This window comes from Rugamonas sp. GW822-FHT03B10, from assembly GCF_058801745.1.
In genome coordinates this window covers 120434-142283 of sequence record NZ_JBXANP010000002.1, presented here as the reverse complement: position 1 = coordinate 142283, position 21850 = coordinate 120434, and the positions used below count along the sequence as shown (strand labels likewise).

The 21850-nt window shown below is 66.2% G+C and carries 21 protein-coding genes and 1 pseudogene; 9 read left to right on the top strand and 13 right to left on the bottom strand.

Going from position 1 to position 21850, the window contains the following annotated elements:
- Positions 1 to 10: 10 nt before the first annotated feature.
- The 4 genes from AC1RQG_RS03840 to mpl are packed head-to-tail and all read right to left on the bottom strand — an operon-like array spanning position 11 to position 4603.
- A complete protein-coding gene (locus tag AC1RQG_RS03840) occupies positions 11 to 2071 on the bottom strand; it encodes a ribonuclease catalytic domain-containing protein (protein ID WP_493128484.1) in 2061 nt (686 codons plus the stop codon).
- Positions 2068 to 2661: a chorismate--pyruvate lyase family protein gene (locus tag AC1RQG_RS03835; RefSeq protein WP_493128482.1), complete on the bottom strand. Its 594-nt coding sequence runs from the start codon at positions 2659 to 2661 to the stop codon at positions 2068 to 2070. The genes AC1RQG_RS03840 and AC1RQG_RS03835 overlap by 4 nt, the downstream gene beginning before the upstream one ends.
- A complete protein-coding gene (locus AC1RQG_RS03830; protein ID WP_493128480.1) occupies positions 2658 to 3236 on the bottom strand; it encodes a YqiA/YcfP family alpha/beta fold hydrolase in 579 nt (192 codons plus the stop codon). Before AC1RQG_RS03830 ends, AC1RQG_RS03835 begins: the two co-directional genes overlap by 4 nt.
- Complete coding sequence (gene mpl, locus AC1RQG_RS03825) at positions 3233 to 4603, bottom strand: UDP-N-acetylmuramate:L-alanyl-gamma-D-glutamyl-meso-diaminopimelate ligase (protein WP_493128478.1); 1371 nt, start codon at positions 4601 to 4603, stop codon at positions 3233 to 3235. Before mpl ends, AC1RQG_RS03830 begins: the two co-directional genes overlap by 4 nt.
- Before the next feature lie 114 nt (positions 4604 to 4717).
- Between mpl and AC1RQG_RS03820 the strand changes: the two genes are divergently transcribed.
- From AC1RQG_RS03820 to AC1RQG_RS03780, 9 genes and pseudogenes are all read left to right on the top strand, one after another.
- Positions 4718 to 5377, top strand: coding sequence for a hypothetical protein (locus AC1RQG_RS03820; protein WP_493128477.1), 660 nt, complete (start codon positions 4718 to 4720; stop codon positions 5375 to 5377).
- Positions 5374 to 5922, top strand: a complete 549-nt coding sequence (locus AC1RQG_RS03815; RefSeq protein ID WP_493128475.1) for a TlpA family protein disulfide reductase — start codon at positions 5374 to 5376, stop codon at positions 5920 to 5922. Before AC1RQG_RS03820 ends, AC1RQG_RS03815 begins: the two co-directional genes overlap by 4 nt.
- An 84-nt stretch (positions 5923 to 6006) precedes the next feature.
- Complete coding sequence (gene aroQ / locus AC1RQG_RS03810) at positions 6007 to 6444, top strand: type II 3-dehydroquinate dehydratase (RefSeq protein ID WP_493128473.1); 438 nt, start codon at positions 6007 to 6009, stop codon at positions 6442 to 6444.
- A 92-nt stretch (positions 6445 to 6536) separates the two neighbouring features.
- The gene (gene accB / locus AC1RQG_RS03805) at positions 6537 to 7007 is read left to right on the top strand and encodes an acetyl-CoA carboxylase biotin carboxyl carrier protein (protein ID WP_493128471.1); all 471 of its coding nucleotides are present in this window, start codon (positions 6537 to 6539) and stop codon (positions 7005 to 7007) included.
- A 109-nt stretch (positions 7008 to 7116) separates the two neighbouring features.
- Entirely contained in the window at positions 7117 to 8511 is a 1395-nt protein-coding gene (accC, locus tag AC1RQG_RS03800) for an acetyl-CoA carboxylase biotin carboxylase subunit (protein WP_493128469.1), read from the top strand.
- The gene (prmA, locus tag AC1RQG_RS03795; RefSeq protein WP_493128467.1) at positions 8511 to 9449 is read left to right on the top strand and encodes a 50S ribosomal protein L11 methyltransferase; all 939 of its coding nucleotides are present in this window, start codon (positions 8511 to 8513) and stop codon (positions 9447 to 9449) included. Before accC ends, prmA begins: the two co-directional genes overlap by 1 nt.
- A gap of 12 nt (positions 9450 to 9461) precedes the next feature.
- A pseudogene (locus tag AC1RQG_RS03790) lies at positions 9462 to 9563 on the top strand (MJ0042-type zinc finger domain-containing protein); the annotation flags it as partial.
- A 264-nt stretch (positions 9564 to 9827) separates the two neighbouring features.
- A complete protein-coding gene (locus AC1RQG_RS03785; protein WP_493129267.1) occupies positions 9828 to 11207 on the top strand; it encodes a DUF3426 domain-containing protein in 1380 nt (459 codons plus the stop codon).
- 11 nt (positions 11208 to 11218) lie between these two features.
- Complete coding sequence (locus AC1RQG_RS03780) at positions 11219 to 12157, top strand: carbohydrate kinase family protein (RefSeq protein WP_493128465.1); 939 nt, start codon at positions 11219 to 11221, stop codon at positions 12155 to 12157.
- A 56-nt stretch (positions 12158 to 12213) separates the two neighbouring features.
- On the opposite strand, the gene AC1RQG_RS03775 is transcribed toward AC1RQG_RS03780, so the two are convergent.
- The 9 genes from AC1RQG_RS03775 to AC1RQG_RS03735 all read right to left on the bottom strand — a co-directional run bounded on the left by AC1RQG_RS03775 (position 12214) and on the right by AC1RQG_RS03735 (position 21823).
- Positions 12214 to 12531 carry a DUF167 domain-containing protein gene (locus tag AC1RQG_RS03775; protein WP_493128464.1) on the bottom strand — a complete coding sequence of 106 codons (318 nt, stop codon included), beginning with the start codon at positions 12529 to 12531 and terminating at the stop codon, positions 12214 to 12216.
- The gene (locus AC1RQG_RS03770) at positions 12528 to 13058 is read right to left on the bottom strand and encodes a YggT family protein (RefSeq protein ID WP_493128463.1); all 531 of its coding nucleotides are present in this window, start codon (positions 13056 to 13058) and stop codon (positions 12528 to 12530) included. The genes AC1RQG_RS03775 and AC1RQG_RS03770 overlap by 4 nt, the downstream gene beginning before the upstream one ends.
- A gap of 79 nt (positions 13059 to 13137) precedes the next feature.
- Complete coding sequence (locus tag AC1RQG_RS03765) at positions 13138 to 14274, bottom strand: transcriptional regulator (RefSeq protein WP_493128461.1); 1137 nt, start codon at positions 14272 to 14274, stop codon at positions 13138 to 13140.
- A gap of 326 nt (positions 14275 to 14600) precedes the next feature.
- Positions 14601 to 14876: a hypothetical protein gene (locus tag AC1RQG_RS03760; protein WP_493128459.1), complete on the bottom strand. Its 276-nt coding sequence runs from the start codon at positions 14874 to 14876 to the stop codon at positions 14601 to 14603.
- 155 nt (positions 14877 to 15031) lie between these two features.
- The gene (locus AC1RQG_RS03755; protein ID WP_493128458.1) at positions 15032 to 15235 is read right to left on the bottom strand and encodes a hypothetical protein; all 204 of its coding nucleotides are present in this window, start codon (positions 15233 to 15235) and stop codon (positions 15032 to 15034) included.
- A 27-nt stretch (positions 15236 to 15262) separates the two neighbouring features.
- The gene (locus AC1RQG_RS03750) at positions 15263 to 16375 is read right to left on the bottom strand and encodes a ribonucleotide-diphosphate reductase subunit beta (protein ID WP_493128456.1); all 1113 of its coding nucleotides are present in this window, start codon (positions 16373 to 16375) and stop codon (positions 15263 to 15265) included.
- Between the two features lie 79 nt (positions 16376 to 16454).
- A complete protein-coding gene (locus tag AC1RQG_RS03745; RefSeq protein WP_493128454.1) occupies positions 16455 to 19379 on the bottom strand; it encodes a ribonucleoside-diphosphate reductase subunit alpha in 2925 nt (974 codons plus the stop codon).
- Positions 19380 to 19646: 267 nt separating this feature from the next.
- On the bottom strand, positions 19647 to 20309 hold the full coding sequence (gene ampD / locus AC1RQG_RS03740) for a 1,6-anhydro-N-acetylmuramyl-L-alanine amidase AmpD (protein WP_493128452.1): 663 nt from the start codon (positions 20307 to 20309) through the stop codon (positions 19647 to 19649).
- Positions 20306 to 21823, bottom strand: coding sequence for a sigma-54-dependent transcriptional regulator (locus tag AC1RQG_RS03735; RefSeq protein WP_493128450.1), 1518 nt, complete (start codon positions 21821 to 21823; stop codon positions 20306 to 20308). Before AC1RQG_RS03735 ends, ampD begins: the two co-directional genes overlap by 4 nt.
- Positions 21824 to 21850 lie beyond the last annotated feature (27 nt).

Genomic DNA, 21850 nt, shown 5'->3' with positions numbered 1-21850 from the left:
CCCCGGCCTCCTATTCGGCCAGCGGCGCCTCGGCCGTCGACTCGCCCGTCACGATCACGGGTGCGTCGGCGGCGGGCGCCGGCTCGGCCTGCTCCTCGGCGGCCACTTCCACGGCGGACACGTCGTCCTCGTCCTCGTAATCGAGTTCGGCGTCGGCGGCCACGGCGTCGGCGGCCGGGATCTCCAGCACGCGCGCCTCGACCGACAGATCGACCTCGTCCCAGCGCAGGATGTCGAGCTTGACCTGGGCGCCGCGCGCCACCTGCGGCATGCCGGGCAGGCGGATGATGAGCGGAATCTCGACCAGACGCAGCACTTCATCCTTGAGCACCACGGCCTCCACCTGGCGCGCCTGCTCCTGGCCCAGCCAGCGCAGGCACCAGTAGCGTTCCATGTTGGACTGGAAGTCGGCGTAGGCCGCATAGGCCGCGTCGAAGGCGGACACGATGGCGAACAGGTTGGCGTCCTTGGGCTTGAACGGGGCCACCAGCGGCGCCGTCACGCCATGGCCGGCGCAGGCCAGGATCTGCCACTGGTTGACCAGGTCGGTGTAGCGGCGCAGCGGCGAGGTGCTCCACGCGTACTGGTCCACGCCCAGCCCCTGGTGCGGCGCGGCGTGGGTGACCATGCGCACCTGCATCTTGGCGGCCCAGCCGCCCGTGCCGCCGCCCTGGCTGCGGTAGATGCCGGGCACGCCGTGCTCGTGCATCATCTTGCCCCAGCTGCTGTTGGCGAAGATCATCAGCTCGGCCACGATCTTGTCGAGCGGCGCGCCGCGCTTGCGGCGGCTGATGGTGACCACGTCGTCTTCCACGTAGAAGTTGAAATCGACTCGGTTGTTCTGCTCGGGCTTGAGGCCGAACGCTTCGCGCTTGGCCATGCGGCCCTGCTCCAGGTGCTGGGCCCACTGCCACAGCAGCGCCAGCTCGTCCTTGTGCGCGTACTCGCCCGCGCCGCTGGCCAGGGTTTCCTCGTTGACCAGCGCGTCCAGGTCGTTGTGGCGCAGGTTGTTGGCGATCGGCACCAGCTCGGCGCGCGTGACGGTGGACACCACGCTCCAGTCGGCCGGGTTGAGCGTGGCGTACAGCGACAGGGCCGGGCAGGTCTTGCCCTCGGCCAGCGTGAAGGCCTCGACGATGCTGTCGGGCAGCATCGTGATCTTGTCGCCGGGCATGTAGACGGTCGACATGCGCGCGCGCGCCATCTTGTCGACCGCGTCGTCGGGCTTGATGCCCAGGCCGGGCGCGGCGATGTGGATGCCGACCCGCACCGTGCCGTCGTCGAGGCGCACGACGGAGAACGCGTCGTCGATCTCGGTGGTGGTCACGTCGTCGATCGAGAACGCGCGCACGTCGGCCACCGGCAGGTTGGTCGGCGCCACCGGCAGCGGCACGTCGGGGAAGCCGGCGCCGCGCGGGAAGTTCTCGAACAGGAATTTCGACATGTGCAGCTGGTGGGGCGAGGCCATGCCGCCCACGGCCAGCATCAGGCGCTGCGGGTTGGTGTGCAGCTCGTCGCAGGCCGCCTCCAGCGCCTTGTATTCGATGGTGTTCTTGTCGGGCTTGAACAGCAGCTGCTGCACGATGTTGCGCATCGCCTCGGGCAGGCGGTCGGCCTTCAGCTCGTCCACGTACTGGGCCTGGATGATGGCTTGCTGCTTCTTCTTCTCGATGCCGGCCTGGGCCGCGCGCAGCGATTGCTCGGGCGCGGCCTTGTAGCGGCCGCGGCCCTTCTTATAGAAATAGATGGGCGCGCCGTGCAGGCTCAGGATCAGGCCGGCCGCCTCGAACGGCAGCGGCGCGTGGCCGAAGTACTCGGCGCCCAGCTCGGCGAAACCGAACTCGTCCTCGCCCGCCACTTCCCACAGGAAGTCCAGGTCGATCTCGGCCGCCACGGCCTTGGCCTGCTCGTGCAGCTCGGCCGGCGTGGGCTTGTCGAACTGCAGCAGCACGTCCTTGACCTTGACCTTGGTGCGCTTGCCGCTGGCCAGTTCCACCTGGTAAGCCTCGCCCGCTTGCGACAGGACGGTGCCGACCTTGAAATCGCCCGATTCTTCAAAAAATAAATTCATTTCTCGTTTCTATTCGTTATCGTTGTGATGGGTTGGAGCACCAGCTCCAGCACGGCCGGCAGGAACACTTCCGTCACCAGCAGCGTGCCCTGGCGGCGCCGGTACAGGCAGCGCCGCGCGTATAAAATCTGTGGCCCGTCCAGCCCGAGCGCGGCGCTGGCGCGCTGCATCAGCGGATGGCCGGCGCGCAGGCGCGCGAACTGCAGCTCGCCGCGCCGCACCAGCGGGTCGCCGAACAGCGTCGAACCCAGCGAGCGCTCGCCCAGCGCGCTGAACAGCGGCCAGTCCGTGGCCGTGGCCGACATCGGCACCACCGTGTGGCCGAACACCACGGGCGTATTATCACACCGCAGCAGCACTTCGCGCTCCCATACGCGTCCGGGACGGTGCAGGCCGATGGCCGCCGTCTCGTCCGTCAGACAGCGCCCGGGCCGCTGGTGCAGGCATTGCACGCGGAACGCCTGGCTGTGCGCCTTGAGCTTGGCCGTCAGCGAACCGTCGGCCGTCAGCCAGTGGCGCAACGCCGGCGGCGCGTTGAGCGCGTTGACGTGGCCGTACCAGTGCGCCTGCCGCAGCGTGGGCGCCCTCACCGGCCCGCCCCGACGCCGCAGAACGCCAGCACCGGCGCCACATAATCGGCGAAACTGGAAATGGCGTGGTCGCTGCTGGCGATCACGTGCTGGGCCGCGCCCGCGTAGTGGGCCACCATGTCGCGGTAGTCGAGCACCTCGTCGCCCGTGGCCGCCAACAGGAAGTAGCGTTCCGGCCGCGTGATGCGCGGCACGGCCAGCGCCTGCAGCTCCGCTATATAGTCGCGCTTGAATTCGAACGGCGCGTCGGAGTGGTATTGCGTGCCCACGCCCACGTACGGTTCCAGGTCCAGCATGGGCACCACGGCCGGGTTCAGCACGGCCGCCCGGCAGCCGAGGCGCTCGGCCAGCCAGGTGGCGTAATAGCCGCCCAGCGAGGAGCCGATCAGCGCCAGTTCATTGGCTGGCACGCCATCGACCAGCTCCAGCGCCAGCGCCATGGCCGCCTTGGGCGAGGCCGGCAGTTGCGGGCAGACATAGTCGGCGCCCAGACCCAGCGCCTGCATGCGCTCGCCCACCAGGCGCGCCTTCATGGAACGGGGCGATGAGCGGAAGCCGTGCAGATAGAGAATCATGGGGCCAGCGCCTGCAGGATCTTCTGGTGCACGCCGCCGAAGCCGCCGTTGCTCATCACCACGATATGGTCGCCGGGACGGGCGGCGGCGGCGATGGCCGCCACCAGCGCGTCCAGGTCTTCATAGGCGCTGGCCTGCCGGCCCAGCGGCGCCAGCGCGTCGCCCAGGCTCCAGCCCAGCGCCTGCTGGCTGCCGTAGCCGAACACGAGGTCGGCGTCGCTCAGGCTGCCCGGCAGCGCGTCCTTCATGGCGCCCAGTTTCATCGTGTTGGAACGCGGTTCGAGCACGGCCAGGATGCGGCTGGACCGTCCCAGCTTCTGGCGCAGGCCGCCCACGGTGGTGGCGATGGCCGTCGGATGGTGGGCGAAATCGTCGTACACGGTCACACCGTTGACCACGCCGCGCACCTCCATGCGCCGCTTGACGCTCTGGAAGCTGGCCAGCGATTGCGCGGCCTGGGCCACGGGCACGCCCACGTGGCGCGCGGCGGCGATGGCGGCCAGCGCGTTGGCGCGGTTGTGCTTGCCCGTCAGCTGCCAGCGCACGGTGCCGGACGCCTCGCCGTTGAAGATCACGTCGAAGCTGCCGTCGTCATGCTCGCGCAGGGTCCAGTCGACGCCGTCGCTCAGGCCGAAGGTCTCGCGCTCGCTCCAGCAGCCGCGTTGCAGCACCCGCTGCAGCGAGGCCTCGTCGCCATTGACGACCAGCCGGCCGATGCCGGGCACGGTGCGCACCAGATGGTGGAACTGGGTCTCGATGGCGGCCAGATCGGGGAAGATGTCGGCGTGATCGTATTCGAGGTTGTTGAGGATGGCGGTCTTGGCGTGGTAGTGCACGAACTTGCTGCGTTTGTCGAAGAAGGCCGTGTCGTACTCGTCGGCCTCGATCACGAAGAAGTCCGAATCCACGCCGGGGCCCGACAGGCGGGCCGAGATGCCGAAATTGACGGGCACGCCGCCGATCAGGAAGCCGGGCGCGTAGCCGGCGTCCTCCAGGATCCAGGCCAGCATGGCCGAGGTGGTGGTCTTGCCGTGGGTGCCGGCCACGGCCAGCACCCACTTGTTGCGTAATATATGTTCGCCTATCCACTGCGGGCCCGACACGTAGGGCAGGCTGCGGTTGAGGATTTCCTCGATCAGCGGATTGCCGCGCGTGACCACGTTGCCGACCACATACAGATCAGGCTTGAGCTGCACCTGCTCGGCGCCGTAACCCTGGATCAGTTCGATGCCCTGGGCTTCCAGCTGCGTGCTCATGGGGGGGTAGACATTGGCGTCGCAGCCGGTGACGCGGTGGCCGGCCTGTTTCGCCAGCACGGCCAGGCCACCCATGAAGGTGCCGCAGATGCCGAGGATATGAATATGCATGTGAAAATAGGATGAATACGACGGTGGGACGATGGTCAGGAAGGCCAAAGCAGGGATTTTACCTGACGCCGGGGCCTTTTCCCCCTTTTGCCTATTCAAGGTATCATTTGCACCATGATGCCCAAGCCAAACGACGAAGCCCGGCAGTTGCGCGCGGAAATAGCCGCCGCCGCCGCCCGGCTCATAGCCCAGGACGGGGCCGAGTACGACAACGCCAAACGCAAGGCCGCGCGCCAGGTGCTGGGCGAGGCGCACGGCAATATTAATATGTTGCCGGCCAACTTGTTGCCCTCGGATACGGAAATCGAGGTGGAGGTGCGCTTGTACCAGGCCCTGTTCCACGCCGACACCCAGCCCGCCCACCTGTTCCGCCTGCGCACGCTGGCGCTGCAGGTGATGGAGCTGCTGGAGAAATTCAGCCCCTACCTGACCGGCTCCGTGCTCAGCGGCACGGCCGGCCCGCACGACGACATCCATTTGCAATTGTTCGCCGACAGCGCCAAGGAAGTGGAAATCTTCCTGCTGAACCAGAACCTGAACCTGGACTTTTCCGAGGCGCCCCATTTCAAGGGCCCCCGGTTCGACCCGGTGGAAGTGGTCAGTTTCCTGTGGCAGCAGGAAGGGGTGCACGCGGCCCTGTACGAACTGGACGATTTAAGAGGCGCCCATAAACTGCGCGCCGACGGCAAGCTCATGCGGGCCGACCTGAACGCCGTCCGTGCCTTATTAATCAGCAGCACCCACTCCGACGACAAGATAGCCACTCCAACATGAAAAAAAATCATCTGATCGCCTATTCCGTCATTGCCCTGCTGTTCGGCGCCATGGGCGCCTGGGTCGGCACCCACCAGAAGGAGGCGGCCCCGCCCGTGACGGCCACGGCCGCCCCCGGCGTCACCGGCCCGGTGGACGCCCTCTACAAGCAGTCGCTGCCCGACGTGACGGGCGCCAGCCAGGACCTGGCCCGCTACAAAGGCCAGGCCTTGCTGGTCAATTTCTGGGCCCCGTGGTGCGCGCCATGCGTGCAGGAGATGCCGGAGCTGTCGGCGCTGGCCGCCGGAGATGCGGGCAAGAAGCTGAAAGTTATCGGCATAGGCATTGATTCGCCGTCGAACATCGCCGAATTTGCCAGCAAATTCAAAATCGCCTATCCGCTCTATGTGGCCGGCATGGGCGGCACCGAGCTGTCGCGCCAGTTCGGCAATGCCGGTGGCGGACTGCCATACACGGTATTGATCGGGGCCGATGGACAAGTCAAGAAAACCTATTTAGGCCGTTTGAAGTTCGATCAGCTGCGGGCCGACCTGGCCACCTTGTAATCAATTTCATCACTTTTTTTCTCTTGCCATCGCCCTCCGTTGGCGGCAAAATGCGGAACTTTCGCGGAAAATGGTCCTGAATCCATGGCACAACACCTCCTGTTACTCAACGGCCCCAACCTGAATTTGCTGGGGACGCGCGAGCCCGAGGTCTATGGCGCAAGCACCCTGGCCGACGTCGAGCAGGCGGCCCAGGCGCAGGCCACGGCCGCCGGGGCGAAGCTGTCTTGTTTTCAGAGCAACCACGAAGGCGCGTTGATCGACCGCATCCATGCCGCCAGGACGGAAGGCGTGGACGCCATCGTCATCAACCCGGGCGGACTGACCCACACCAGCGTGGCCCTGCGCGATGCGCTGGCCGGTGTGGCCATTCCTTTCGTTGAAGTGCATATATCGAATATTTACCAGCGCGAAGCGTTTCGCCATCACTCTTTCCTTAGCGCAATAGCAATCGGCACGATCTGCGGCCTGGGCATCGAGGGATATCGCTTTGCCATCGACTTTGCCCTTAAAAGGCGTTAATCTACGCGATCTGCGCGCATTTTTAGCGCGGCGTGGCCCATGAGGCGGCGCTGCACCCACTCAAATACAAGATAATTCCCCGGGGGTTACACATGGATTTACGCAAACTCAAGACCTTGATCGACCTGGTCGCCGAATCGGACATCGCTGAACTGGAAGTCACCGAAGGCGAAAGCAAAGTGCGCATCGTCAAGTCCTCGGCCATGGCCCAGAATCAGGTCGTGATGATGCAGCCGCAAGGCATGCAACAGCATTTCCAATCCAGCGCCGCCCCCGTGGCCGCCGCCGCGCCTGCGGCCGCCACCGCCGTCGTGGCCGCCGAGCCGACCGGCCATGTGGTCAAGTCGCCGATGGTGGGCACCTTCTACCGCTCGTCGGCCCCGGGCAACCCGGCCTTCGTCGAAGTGGGCACCGTGGTCAAGGAAGGCGACACCCTGTGCATCATCGAGGCGATGAAGCTGCTCAACGAAATCGACGCCGACAAGTCCGGCACCGTCACCCAGATCCTGGTCGAGAACGGCCAGCCGGTCGAATTCGGCCAGCCGCTGTTTGTGATAGGCTAAGTCGACCGCCTGCCCCCGCCCCCGGCGGGGCGCGTCCGACTTCCTCCCCGCACTCCCCTCTACAGCAGCCGCCGGCCCGCCGGCGCTCACAGACCTACGCGAACCTATCATGTTTGAAAAAATCCTCATCGCCAACCGTGGCGAAATCGCCCTCCGGATCCAGCGCGCCTGCCGCGAAATGGGCATCAAGACGGTGGTTGTCCACTCGGAGGCGGATAAAGACGCCAAATACGTGAAGCTGGCCGACGAATCGGTGTGCATCGGCCCCGCCCAATCCGCGCTGAGCTACCTGAACATGCCGGCCATCATCAGCGCGGCCGAGGTGACGGACGCCGAGGCGATCCACCCCGGCTACGGCTTCCTGTCGGAGAACGCCGACTTCGCCGAGCGGGTCGAGAAATCGGGCTTCGTGTTCATCGGCCCCCGTTCCGACTCGATCCGTCTGATGGGCGACAAGGTGTCGGCCAAGCAGACCATGATCAAGGCCGGCGTGCCCTGCGTGCCCGGCTCCGAAGGCGCGCTGCCCGACGATCCCAAGGCCATCGTGCAGATCGCCCGCAAGATCGGCTATCCGGTCATCATCAAGGCGGCCGGCGGCGGCGGCGGACGCGGCATGCGCGTGGTGCACACGGAGGCGGCCCTGATCAACGCCGTGGCCATGACCAAGACCGAGGCGGGCACCGCCTTCGGCAACCCCGAAGTCTACATGGAGAAATACCTGGAGAATCCGCGCCACGTGGAGATCCAGATCCTGGCCGACGAGCACAAGAACGCCGTCTGGCTGGGCGAGCGCGACTGCTCGATGCAGCGCCGCCACCAGAAAGTGATCGAGGAGGCGCCGGCACCCGGCATCGCGCGCAAGCTGATCGAGAAGATCGGCGACCGCTGCGCCGAGGCCTGCCGCAAGATCGGCTACCGCGGCGCCGGCACCTTCGAATTCCTGTACGAGAACGGCGAGTTCTACTTCATCGAGATGAACACCCGCGTGCAGGTCGAACACCCGGTCACGGAGATGATCACCGGCATCGACATCGTGCAGGAACAGATCCGCATCGCCGCCGGCGAGAAGCTGCGCTTCCGCCAGCGCGACGTGATGCTGGCCGGCCACGCCATCGAATGCCGCATCAACGCCGAGGACCCGTTCAAGTTCACCCCGTCGCCGGGCCGCATCGCGGCATGGCACACCCCGGGCGGCCCCGGCATCCGGGTCGACTCGCACTCGTATGCGGGGTATTATGTGCCACCGCACTACGATTCGATGATCGGCAAGCTGATCGCCTACGGCGCCACCCGCGAGCAGGCCATCCGCCGCATGCAGATCGCGCTGTCGGAGATGGTGGTCGAGGGCATCCAGACCAACATCCCGCTGCACCGCGAGCTGATGATCGACGCCCGCTTCATCGAAGGCGGCACCAATATTCACTACCTGGAACAAAAGCTGGCCGACATGCCCGAGCTGCATAAGCTGAGCCTGGGCAACAAGAACGACAGCAAAGGATCGTAATGAGCTGGACTGAAATCGTCATCGAAATCGCGCGCGACCACGCCGAAGCCCTGTCGGACGCCCTGATGGAAGTGGGCGCCCTGTCCGTCTCCGTCGAGGACGCGGACGAGGGCACGGACGCCGAGCGCCCCCTGTTCGGCGAGCCGGGCATGGAGCCCAAGGAAGCGGCCTGGGAACACAGCCGTGTGGTGGCGCTGACCGAGCAGGATGCCGACCAGGCCGCCATCGTGGCGGCCGCCGCCGAGCAGATCAAGCTGACCGCCGTGCCCAAGTTCACGCTGCGCAAGGTCGAGGAGCAGGACTGGGTGCGCTTGACCCAGTCGCAATTCGCGCCCATCCACATCGGCAAGAACATCTGGGTCGTGCCGAGCTGGCACGAGGCGCCCGATCCCGACGCGCTGATCCTGGAGCTGGACCCCGGCCTGGCCTTCGGCACCGGCAGCCATCCGACCACCCGCCTGTGCATGGAGTGGCTGGAAGCCCATCCGGCGCCGGGCAAGACCGTGCTCGACTACGGCTGCGGTTCCGGCATCCTGGCCATGGTGGCCAAGAAGCTGGGCGCGCAGCAGGTGGCCGGCGTGGACATCGACCCGCAGGCGATCGAATCGGCGCGCGACAACGGCGTGCGCAACCAGTGCGAAGTCGAGTACTTCCTGCCGGACGCGTTCGCCCAGTCGGCCCACGCCAACCAGCGTTTCGACGTGGTGGTGGCCAACATCCTGTCCAGCCCGCTCAAGCTGATGGCGCCCATGCTGTCGGGCCGCGTGGCCGACGGTGGCGCGCTGATCCTGTCGGGCGTGCTGGCGCGCCAGGCCGAGGAAGTGGCGGCCGCCTACGCACCGTTCATCAAACTGGGCGTGTGGGCCGAGCAGGATGGCTGGGTCGCCCTGCATGGCCGCCTCGGCAGCGACACGGTGCCGCCGGCGCGCGACGCCTGAGTTTGCGCAGCGATGGCGCTCGCCACTAAATGCCCCCACTGCAACACGATATTTCGGGTCGCCCATGACCAGCTGAAATTACGTGGGGGCATAGTGCGCTGCGGCGCCTGCAATGAAGTCTTCGACGGCAACGCGGCCCTGCTGGAGCCGCCCGTCCAGCCGGCGCCAGCGCCAGCGCCAGTGCCCGCCCCGGTGCCAGCCCCTGCACCTGCACCTGCACCTGCACCTGCACCTGCACCTGCACCTGCACCAGCACCAGCACCTGTACCTGCACCTGTACCTGCCCAAGTCCCGGCCCCGGCTCAAGTCCAGGTTCAAGCCCCGGTTTCGCCCCCTGCCCCATCCCCATTACCGCCAGCCGTGCCGTTCGACGCCGCCATGGCCGCGATCGACACGCACGCCGCCACCGCCTTGCGGCCGGGCGACGATGCCGGCGTCGCGCTGGAACTCGATACGCCGCCGCCAGCCGCACCCATCGCGCAGCCGGACATCAGCTGGGTGCCGCCGGTCACGGCCTACGCCCCTTCGGGTGCACCGTTCACCGCGCCATCGACGCCGGTGTACGCCACCGGCATCGACGCCACGCCCACACCGCCGCCCATGCCATCCGCGCAGGCCGAGGACAAGCTGGAACTGGACCTGGACGTGGACGTGGATCTTGAACCAGCCACCGAGGTGCTGGAATGGGATGCGCAGGACAGCGCCGCCGCCAGCGAGGCCGCCCCCGAACCGGCGCCGCGACACGACGCGGACGACGCGCCCGTCGCGGCGCCCGCACCGCATGTTGACGCCGACACCGACACCGACACCGGCACCGACGCTGACATGCACGCGCCGGCCGAACCCGATCCCTTCGCCGCCTTCACGCTGGACGACGCCTTCCAGCTGGAGCCCGTGGAGATGATCGACGCCGCCCCGGCGCTGGAATTTGAAACGGAAGCTGCGCCAGCGTCCGATACGCTGGCCGATGGCCGCCGCGAGCCGACATGGGACGAACCGGCCGCGCCGGCGGAAGCCACGCCGGCCACCATCCCTGCCCCGAGCACCGAACCCACCGTCCTGCTCGACGCCGAGGACGAGGATGAAGTGCTGGTCGACTTGTCGCCCGCCGCGCGCGCCCGCGCGGAAGCGCCGCTACCGCTCACGGCCAGCCGCGCCGACAACGAACCGACGCTGAGCACGCCCGCCATCGCCGCCCATGTGGCCAGCGCCGACGACGACAGCGCCACCGCCCAGGAGGAACCGGGCTTCGTCAAACGCCACCACCGGCGCCAGCGGCTGGGCAAGCTGGCCACCATCGTCATGAGCCTGGGCTCGGTGCTGCTGGTGGGCGCGCTCGTGGGCCAGGCCGCCACCACCTTCCGCAACCAGCTGGCGGCCAGCGTGCCCCAACTGAAACCGGCGCTGCAATCGCTGTGCGCCGCGCTGGGCTGCAAGGTGGAGCTGCCGGCGCAGATCGACTACGTCACCATCGAGCAGGGCGAACTGCAGACCTTGAGCGCGTCCACGTTCTCGTTCACCACCCTGCTGCGCAACCAGGCCGCGACGGCGCAGGCGTGGCCCGACATCGAACTGCGGCTCGACGACGCCAACGACAAGGCCGTGCTGCGCCGCGTATTCACGCCGCGCGACTACCTCGGCCCGGACGCGGACCTGGCCAAGGGCTTCGCGCCCCACTCCGAACAATCCGTCAAACTGTACTTTGAGCTCAAACAGCTCAAGGCCTCCGGTTATCACATCGCCGTTTTCTACCCGTAAAGACCCATTCAATGAACCAGACCACCCTGATCTGCGGCTCGCTCGCCATCGACACCATCATGCAATTTGGCGGCCGCTTCGGCGACACGCTGCTGGCCGACCAGCTGCACAAAGTGAACGTGTCCTTCCTCGTGCCCACCATGCGCACGGAATTTGGCGGCTGCTCGGGCAACATCGCCTACACGCTCAAGATGCTGGGCGGCGATCCGCGCATCGTCGGTGTGATGGGCCAGGACAGCGGCCCTTACCTGGAGCGCCTGCGCCAGTTCGGCATCGCCACCGACAACATCCTGATCAAAAAGGACGCCTACACGGCCCAGTGCTTCGTGACGGCCGACGCCGACAACAACCAGATCAACGCCTTCCACCCGGGCGCCATGTCGTTCGCGCACGAGAACCCGGTGGCCAAGGCCGGCCCGGCGCGGGTGGCCATCATCTCGCCGGACGGCCATGAGGGCATGCTCAAGCACGCCGACGACCTGGCGGCGCTGGGCATCCCCTTCATGTTCGATCCCGGCCAGCAGCTGCCCATGTTCAGCGGCGAACAGCTGATCGCCTTCATCGACAAGGCCACCTACGTCTCGTGCAACGACTACGAGATCGAGCTGCTGATGGACCGCACCGGCCTGACCCTGCCGGCCATGGCCGAGCGCCTGGAAGCGCTGATCGTCACGCGCGGCGAGAAGGGTTCGGAGATCTACACCAAGGGCCAGCGCATCGAGATCCCGGCCGTGCAGGCCGAAGCGGTGCTTGACCCGACCGGCTGCGGCGACGCCTACCGCGCCGGCCTGCTGTTCGGCATCACGCGCGACTGGAGCTGGGAGACGACGGGCCGCCTGGCCAGCCTGCTGGGCGCCATCAAGATCGCGCGCAAGGGTGCGCAAAACCACCTGATGACGGCCGCCGAAATCGCGGACCGCTTCGAGGCCGCGTTCGGCTACCGCTACTAAGCCACCTCCTCCAAAAAACCGGGGTCAGGTCATGAATTCACGCAAGATGCGTGAGATCATGACCTGACCCCGGTTTCCGGGAGCAGCAGCGCCGCCACGCCATCGGGCGTCAGCCTGGCCGCGCTGATTTCCAGCAGCTTGCGCTTGTTGGTCTGGCCGTGCGTGAGCGCGATGGCGCTGCGCGGCACGGACAGGCTATCGGACAGGAAGCGGATCAGCGCTTCGTTGGCCTTGCCCTCGATGGGCTGGGCGTGCAGCTTGATCTTGAGCGCGTCGTCGAGCACGCCCACCACTTCCGTCTTCTTGGCGTTGGCCTGTATTTGCACCGCCAGCCGGACGCCGCCCGGCAGCGGGGAACACCACGTGCGGCTCATCGCATCGCGAACAGCATGCCCAGCACCAGCTGGGCGATCTGCAGCAGGATGATGGCCACCAGCAGCGACAGGTCCAGATTGCCCACCAGCGGCACCACGCGGCGGATCGGGCGCAGCAGCGGGTCGTTCAGCGCGCGCACGAACGGCGCCAGCGGCGCATGGGGATTGACCCAGCTGAAGATGGCCTCCACCACCAGCAGCGCCATGAAGCCGTACAAGATCCATTCGAGGAAGCGCTGGCAGGCGGCCAGCAGCACGGCCGGCGCGCTCCAGCCGGCCAGGAACAGCACCGAGGTGGCCAGCAGCACGATCAGGTAGGCGCCGATCAGGCTGGCCCAGTCGTAGCCGCCCACGCCGGGCACGATGCGGCGCAGCGGGCGCACCAGCCAGTCCGACAGTTGAAACGTGAACTGCGCCACCGACGACGGCGGACGGACACGTATCGCTTGCATCCAGAAACGTAACAGCAAGGCACCGCCCAACAGCGTGGCGGCGGCATCGACAATCAACTTGATAATACTTAGCACGGAGTCCCTCCAAAAAAAAACCGCTGTGTGATTGTCTCACACAGCGGTCGCTTGCCTTAACAGGCATCCACGCTTTTTCTTAGGAAGGGCGGGTGCTGGTTGGGAAAGGCCAGGCGGCGGCCGGCGCCACGACAGTCTTGACGGCCGGTGCGGCTGGCGCAGCAGGAGCGGCGGCTGGCTTGGCGGCCGCTTTCGGTGCGGCTGGCTTCTTCGGCGCGACTTTCTTGACGGCTGGCTTGGCTGCTGCCGGCGCGGCGGCGGCCGGTGCGGCTGCCGGCGCTGCTGCCGCCGGCGCGGCGGCCGGTGCTGCTGCCGGGGCGGCCGCGGCGGCTACTGGCTTGGCTGCTGGCTTGGCGGCGGCTTTTTTCGCGGCAGGCTTGGCGGCTGGTTTGGCCGCAGCCTTAACCGGCTTTTTTGCTGCTGGCTTAGCCGCAGCCTTTGCAGCCGGTTTGGCTGCCGCTTTTACCGCTGGTTTTTTGGCGACAGCTTTTTTGGCTGCTGGCTTGGCGGCGGCTTTCTTCGCTGCTGGCTTGGCGGCCGGCTTGGCGGCGGCCTTCTTGGCTACCGGCTTGGCGGCCGCTTTGGCTGCCGGCTTGGCGGCGGCTTTGGCGACTGGCTTCGCTGCGGCTTTTTTGGCGGCTGGCTTGGCGGCGGCTTTTTTCGCTGCCGGTTTGGCTGCCACTTTGGCCTTGGCTGCTGGCTTGGCTGCTGCTTTGGCTTTCACCGCTGGCTTGGCGGCGGCTTTCTTCGCTGCTGGCTTGGCGGCCACTTTTGCCTTGGCTGCTGGCTTGGCCGCTGCTTTGGCTTTCACCGCTGGCTTGGCTGCTGCTTTCGCTGGTTTAGCTGCGGCTTTCGCTGCTGGCTTGGCGGCCGCTTTCTTCACGGCTGGTTTAGCTGCTGCTTTCGCTGCCGGCTTGGCCGCGGCTTTCTTCGCGACTGGCTTGGCGGCGGCTTTGGCTGCCGGCTTGGCGGCGGCTTTCTTCACGGCTGGCTTGGCGGCGGCTTTGGCGGCTGGCTTGGCGGCCGCTTTCGCTGCTGGTTTGGCGGCAGCTTTGGCCACTGGTTTGGCGGCGGCTTTTTTCACCGCGGGTTTAGCGGCGGCTTTGGCGGCTGGCTTGGCAGCGGCTTTGGCTGCTGCTGCCGGCTTCTTCGCCGCAGGAGCAGCCTTGGCGGCGGCTGGTTTCTTTACTTCGGATTTCTTAGCGGCTGTTGCCATTTTTGTTCTCCTTCATCTGGGATGGGAAAGATTCACGCACAAGATTAAAACCCGTCCGGCCCCGGATGGGGACAGGCGAATTATTCATCGGCGCAAACAACGGTTTGCGCTAATGAATTCGGCACCAGCTGAACTGCTGCAACTCCTCACGATTGCAGCGCTTCAGCCATCGACACAGCACGCCGCCGTTTTGCGGCCGGCGCCTGCGTCCAAATCTTGTTGCGACATCCTCGGTGTTTCGGGCGTATGCTCAGCACCGGCAACCTCCGTCGCAGCCACAACTCGGTTTTATTTTTCAAAGAAAAAACCGCCCAACCTGAAATCAATCAGGCAAGGCGGTCGAAAAAAAACGGTGTGGTCTTGTGCATATTCGTGCGAATCTGTATCCCATTTTTTCGATCTTCGGCGCCATCGTCGCGGCACTGCGCGGCTTCTTCTTCCACGCTTTCGCTAGCACGCCTTTTCAATCTCGTAAAGTACACGAAAACCTTGTCGGTGCGCAACAGGCGCGCAAGCTTTTCGCCAGCTTTTTTACAGGATAGGCGCCGCAACCCGCACGCGCTTGCCAATTCGCAGTGGCCGCGCATCGCACCGGCGCGCACGCGGCGCGCTTGAGCGGCCGCGAACTTTCGCGCGAGGGCGCGTCACACAACTCGCCGACTTCAAACCAACCCTTATGCCAATTGGGTGTCTGCGAATTCGACCGCGCCGGCTCCAACTCACGGCGCGCGCTGTGGCGCATCGACTGCGCGCGAAGCTACTGCTCCACACTGTTTTTAAATTCGTCGCGATTATGAGACACGGTGCGCGGCTTGGCAAGCAGCATGCGGCTGCGGTGCGCGCGAACGCTCCGCCATCGCGTGAACGCGAGCGGTCGCGCGCGCATTTCCGGCCGCGCCGAAATCGGCGCGCGCATGAAAAAAGGCCGGACGAAAAATCGTCCGGCCTTCTCGTTCGCCATCGCCGCGCGGGGCGGCGAGGCGCGGGTTCAATCCCAGTTCAGCGCGCCGCCGGTCTGGTATTCGGTGACGCGGGTCTCGAAGAAGTTGCGCTCCTTCTTCAGGTCGATCATCTCGCTCATCCACGGGAACGGATTCTCCTCCTGGTCGAACAGCTGCTCGAGGCCGATCTGCTGCGCGCGACGGTTGGCGATGAAGCGCAGGTAGCCCTTGAACATGGGCGCGTTCAGACCGAGCACGCCACGCGGCATGGTGTCTTCCGCGTAGGCGTATTCCAGATCCACGGCCTTCAGGAACAGGTTCTTGATCTCCTCCTTGAAAGCCGGGGTCCACAGCAGCGGGTTTTCCATCTTGATGGTGTTGATCAGGTCGATGCCGAAGTTGCAGTGCATCGACTCGTCGCGCAGGATGTACTGGTACTGCTCGGCGGCGCCCATCATCTTGTTCTGGCGGCCCAGCGCCAGGATCTGGGTGAAGCCGACGTAGAAGAACAGGCCTTCCATCAGGCAGGCGAACACGATCAGCGACTTGAGCAGGGTCTGGTCGCTCTCCACGGTGCCGGTGGTGAAGGTGGGGTCGGTCAGGTTGTTGATGAACGGGATCAGGAATTCATCCTTGTCGCGGATCGACTTGATCTCGTTGTAGGCGTTGAAGATCTCGCCCTCGTCCAGGCCCAGCGACTCGACGATGTACTGGTAGGCGTGGGTGTGGATGGCTTCCTCGAACGCCTGGCGCAGCAGGTACTGGCGGCACTCGGGGGCCGTGATGTGGCGGTAGGTGCCCAGCACGATGTTGTTGGCGGCCAGCGAGTCGGCCGTCACGAAGAAGCCCAGGTTGCGTTTGACCAGGCGGCGCTCGTCCTCGGTCAGGCCGTTGGGGTTCTTCCACAGCTCGATGTCGCGCTGCATGTTCACTTCCTGCGGCATCCAGTGGTTGGCGCAGCCGGCCAGGTACTTGTCCCAGGCCCATTTGTATTTGAACGGAACCAGCTGGTTGACGTCCGTTTTACCGTTGATGATGCGTTTATCGTCGGCGTTCACGCGCAGCGCCACTTGCTCGGCGCTCGCCTCGCCATTCAGCACGGCTTGGTTGACTGCTTGCGGTACCGCCGGAGCGGCTTCTTCGTCCCAGGACAGCGACATGGTGTTTTTCCTTCCGAATTCGATCTGAACAGAACCGCCCGGCGGGCCGGGACGGTTCACTCTTAATTAGTTATAGCCCTTATTGGCAGGCTTCGCATTCCTCGAAACCGTCGTCGCCCGGACGCAGGTAGCAGGCGGCGCCCTCGGCCACCGGCGCGGCCGCAGCCGCAGCCGCCGCCGGGGCGGCCGCCGCCATGGCGCTGGCCGACATGCCGCCGTCCACGGCCACCGCGTTCAGCGCGCCGGTCTTGGAGGTCGACTTCTCCATGTGGGTGGCGGCGATGGTGCGCAGGTAGTAGGTGGTCTTCAGGCCGCGCAGCCAGGCCAGCTTGTAGGTCTCGTCCAGCTTCTTGCCCGAGGCGCCGGCCATGTAGATGTTCAGCGACTGGGCCTGGTCGATCCACTTCTGGCGGCGCGACGCCGCTTCCACCAGCCAGCTTGGCGACACTTCGAACGCGGTTGCATAAATGTCACGCAGATCCTGCGGGATGCGGTCGATCTTGGTCAGCGAGCCGTCGAAGTACTTCAGGTCGGCGATCATCACCTCGTCCCACAGGTCGCGCGCCTTCAGGTCGCGCACCAGGTAGGCGTTGATCTCGGTGAACTCGCCCGACAGGTTGGACTTCACGTACAGGTTCTGGAACGTCGGTTCGATGCAGGCCGACACGCCGATGATGTTGGAGATGGTGGCCGTGGGGGCGATCGCCACGCAGTTCGAGTTGCGCATGCCGAACTGCTTGATGCGGGCGCGCACCGGCGCCCAGTCCATGGCGGCCGAGCCGTCCACCTCCAGGTAGCCGCCGCGCTCCTCGGCCAGCAGCTTGACGGAGTCCTGCGGCAGGATGCCGCGGTCCCACAGCGAGCCCTTGTACGAGGCGTAGTGGCCGCGTTCCTCGGCCAGCTCGGTCGAGGCCAGGTAGGCGTAGTAGCAGACCGCTTCCATCGAGGTGTCGGCGAACTGCACCGCTTCCATCGACGAGTAAGGCACGCGCATCATGTGCAGGCAGTCCTGGAAGCCCATCACGCCCAGGCCCACCGGACGGTGGCGCATGTTGGCGTTGCGGGCCTTGTCGACGGCGTAGTAGTTGATGTCGATCACGTTGTCGAGCATGCGCATCGCGGTGCGGATGGTCTTCTGCAGCTTGACGTGGTCGAGCTTGCCCTCTTTCATGTGGGCCGGCATGTTGACCGAACCGAGGTTGCAGACGGCGATCTCGTCCGGACCCGTGTTCAGGGTGATCTCGGTGCACAGGTTGGAGCTGTGCACCACGCCCACGTGCGACTGCGGCGAACGGATGTTGCATGGGTCCTTGAAGGTGATCCATGGGTGGCCGGTCTCGAACAGCATCGACAGCATCTTGCGCCACAGGTCCAGCGCCGCCACTTTCTTGCAGACGCGGATTTCGCCGGCGGCCGCCTTGGCTTCGTAGCCGAGGTAGGCTTGCTCGAAGGCCTTGCCCACCTTGTCGTGCAGGTCGGGGCAGTCGGACGGCGAGAACAGGGTCCAGTCGCCCTTCTCCATCACGCGCTTCATGAACAGGTCGGGGATCCAGTTGGCCGTGTTCATGTCGTGGGTGCGGCGGCGGTCGTCGCCGGTGTTCTTGCGCAGGTCGAGGAATTCCTCGATGTCCATGTGCCAGGTCTCCAGGTAGGCGCACACGGCGCCCTTGCGCTTGCCGCCCTGGTTCACGGCCACGGCCGTGTCGTTGACCACTTTCAGGAACGGCACCACGCCCTGCGATTTGCCGTTGGTGCCCTTGATGTGGGCGCCCAGCGCGCGCACCGGGGTCCAGTCGTTACCGAGGCCGCCGGCGAACTTGGCCAGCAGCGCGTTTTCCTTGATGGCGTCGTAGATGCCTTCCAGGTCGTCCGACACGGTGGTCAGGTAGCACGACGACAGTTGCGAACGCAGCGTGCCCGAGTTGAACAGGGTCGGCGTGGAGCTCATGAAGTCGAAGCTCGACAGCAGGTGGTAGAACTCGATGGCGCGCGCCTCGCGGTCCTGCTCGTTCAGGGCCAGGCCCATCGCCACGCGCATGTAGAACGCCTGCGGCATTTCGATGCGCACGTCGCGCACGTGCAGGAAGTAGCGGTCATACAGGGTTTGCAGGCCGATGTAGCCGAACTGCAGGTCGCGGTCGGCCACCAGGGCCTTGGCCAGGCGGGCCAGGTCGAACTCGGCCAGTTTCGGGTCCAGCAGCTCGGCGGCGATGCCCTTGGCCACGTACTCGGGGAAGTACTTGACGTAGGCGGCGGCGGCGCCGGCCTGCGCCACTTCCTGGCCGAACACCTCCTTGCGGATCGTGTGCAGCAGGATGCGGGCCGTCACCTGCGAGTAGGCCGGGTCCTTCTCCATCAGCGCGCGGGCGGCCAGGATGGCGGACTTGTGCAGCTCCTCGACGGGCACGCCGTCATACAGATTCTTGACGGTTTCGGCCAGGATGGCGTCGGCGTCCACGTGCTTTTCCAGGCCGATGCAGGCCGCGTTGATCAGGCCGGCCACCTGGTCCATGTCGAGCGGGCGGCGCACGCCGGCTTCCGTCACGTGGATCTGCGGCGCGGCCACCTTGGTGGCGCCGGCCGCCTCTTTCTGCAGGCGGCGCTCCTCCATGTGCTTGGCGCGGTACAGCACGTAGGCGCGGGCCACGTCGTGCTCGCCCGAACGCATCAGCGACAGCTCCACCTGATCCTGCACATCCTCGATGTGGAAGGTGCCGCCCGACGGCTGGCGGCGCACCAGCGCGGCCACCACGGCGGCCGTCAGCTGCTCCACCAGGTCGCGGATGCGGGCCGAGGCGGCGCCCTGGCCGCCATTGACGGCCAGGAAGGCCTTGGTCATGGCGATGGCGATCTTGGACGGCTCGAACGCGACGACGGCGCCGTTACGACGGATGATGCGGTAGTCGCCCAAGGCCGCCGCTGCCGAGGCCTGGCCGCCGGCGATACCCGCAGTCGCCGCTGGCACCGGCGCAGGTTGGATGGAAGTGTCTTGAGTAGATTGCATTTAAGCTCCCCGATAACAGCGCGCAGTCGTGGCTGCGCGGCGTGTGTTGTATAAAAAAGGCCAAAATGAAACGGCCAGCCTGGCGTTACGGCTGGTGTTGCAGCGACAAAAAAGGATGAATAAGGTTCCTGTTGCTCGCAGGCCGAGACGGACGCGGCTTGGAACCTGGGACATGAGATACCACTACATTTAGTGAATCGGCTTATTCGATACACTGATTGTAGTGGTCAGCATGGGGCAAGACAAGTGGAAATTTTTTATTTCAGATCAATTTTTCGGTTGACTTTCAGGAACGCCCACGGGGAAGCGCAGTTGCCGGTGAGCAGGTACTAACCCGGCCCCGGCCGTTGCCTTTTCCTTCAGCAGACGGCCCCATGTTTCGATGTACTTCTGCCAACTAAACAACGGTCCGGGGTCGCTCTTGCGGCCCGGCGCGATGTGCTGGTGGCCCTGCACATCGGTCAGGGGATAGCGTTCCTGCAGGGCCAGCGTGAGCGCGGCCAGCGCCTCGTACTGGGCCGCCTCGAACGGCAGCGTGTCCGTGCCCTCCAGCTCGACGCCGATGGAAAAATCGTTGCAGGCCGGCCGCCCCTGGAACGCCGACCGGCCCGCGTGCCAGGCCCGCGCGTCGCCGGCCACGTACTGGATCACGCGGCCGTCGCGCCGCACCAGGAAGTGGCTCGACACGCGCAGCCCGCGCAAGTCCGCGAACGAGGGATCGGCATTATAGTCCAAGCGGCCGGTAAACAAGTCGGACACGTGGGGCGTGCCGAATCGGCCGGCCGGCAGGCTGATGTTGTGGACCACCAGCAGCGTGACGGCCGTGCCGTCCGGGCGCGCGTCCGCGTGCGGCGTGGGGTAGCGCAGGACGCCGTCGCACCAGCCATCCGCGTCGACCGTGAAACGGGGCGCACAGGGGGGCACGTTCACGCCTCCGGTTCCTGGATGTTGAGCTTTTGCATCTGGTAGCGCAGCTGGCGGAAGCTGATGCCCAGCAGCTGCGCCGCCTGGGTGCGGTTGTACTGGGTCTGGGCCAGCGCGCGCTGGATGATGTCGCGCTCGATCTGGTTCAGGTAGTCGGGCAGGTTGGCCGGCAGCGCGTCCAGGTGCGGCAGGGCCATGGTCGCGCCGGCCGCGCCGGGAACGGCCGTGGGCCGGGGCGCCACCGCCGCCGCCTCGGGCGGCGCGGACGGCCCGGCCGCGTCGAGGCCGAACGCGGCCGCCTCGGTGGACGCCAGCTGCTGGGCGAAGCCGGGCGCGGGCGACGGCAGCGGCACCACGGCCTCCACCATCTTCGCGCCCTTCAGGGCCAGGTCGCCCACTTCGATCACGCCATCGTCGGCGAAGGCCAGCGCCCGTTCGAGGATGTTCTCCAGTTCGCGCACGTTGCCGGGGAAGCTGTAGCCGCGCAGCGCCTCCAGCACGCCGGGCCCCAGCACCACCTTGTGCTCGAAGGTGCCCAGCCGTTCCAGGATGGCGTCGGTCAGCGGCCCCAGGTCGTCGAGCCGTTCGCGCAGCGGCGGCAGGCACAGTTCGATCACGTTCAGCCGGTAGAACAAATCCTGGCGGAAACTGCCCTGCTCCACGCACTGGGCCAGGTTCTTGTGGGTGGCGCTGATGATGCGCACGTCGACCGGCTCCTCGGTGGTGGCGCCGATCTTGCGCACGCGCCGCTCCTGGATCGCGCGCAGCAGCTTGACCTGCATGGCCAGCGGCAGGTCGGCCACCTCGTCGAGCATCAGCGTGCCGCCGTTGGCGGCCTGGAAGAAGCCGTCGCGCTCGTCGGCCGCGCCGGTGAAGGCGCCCTTGCGGTAGCCGAAGAACTCGGCCTCCATCAGCGCCTCGGGGATGGCGCCGCAGTTGACGGCCACGAACGGCTTGCCGGCGCGCGAACTGAGGGCGTGGATCTCGCGCGCGGCCAGTTCCTTGCCGCTGCCCGATTCGCCGGTGATGGCGATCGGCGCCATCGAGCGCGCCAGCCGGGCGATCTGGGCCCGCAGCGCCTGGATCACGGCCGAGTTGCCCTTGAGCCGGCTGACCGGCTGGCCGGCGCTGGCCGCCTGCCCGGCGGCCGGCACGGTGAGCCGCAACGCCGACTGCACCATGATGCGCAACTGGTCCAGCGCCACCGGCTTGGACACATAGTCGAAGGCGCCGGCCTTGAGCGCCACCACCGCGTTGTCGGCGCTGCCGAAGGCCGTGACGACGGCGATCGGCGTGTTCTTATAGGCGGCGCACACCTCGCGCACCAGTTCCAGCCCCAGCCCGTCGGGCAGGCGCATGTCGGTCAGCACCAGCGCGTATTCGGTGCCCGCCAGGCAAGCGCGCGCCTCGGCCAGCGTGGCGGCGCTGTCCACGTCCAGCCCCATCTTGAGCAGGGTGATTTCCAGCAGTTCGCGCAGATCGGCTTCATCGTCGACGACCAGCACACGGGGAACACTCATGAAACGGCCTTTCAGTTGTCGCGGACT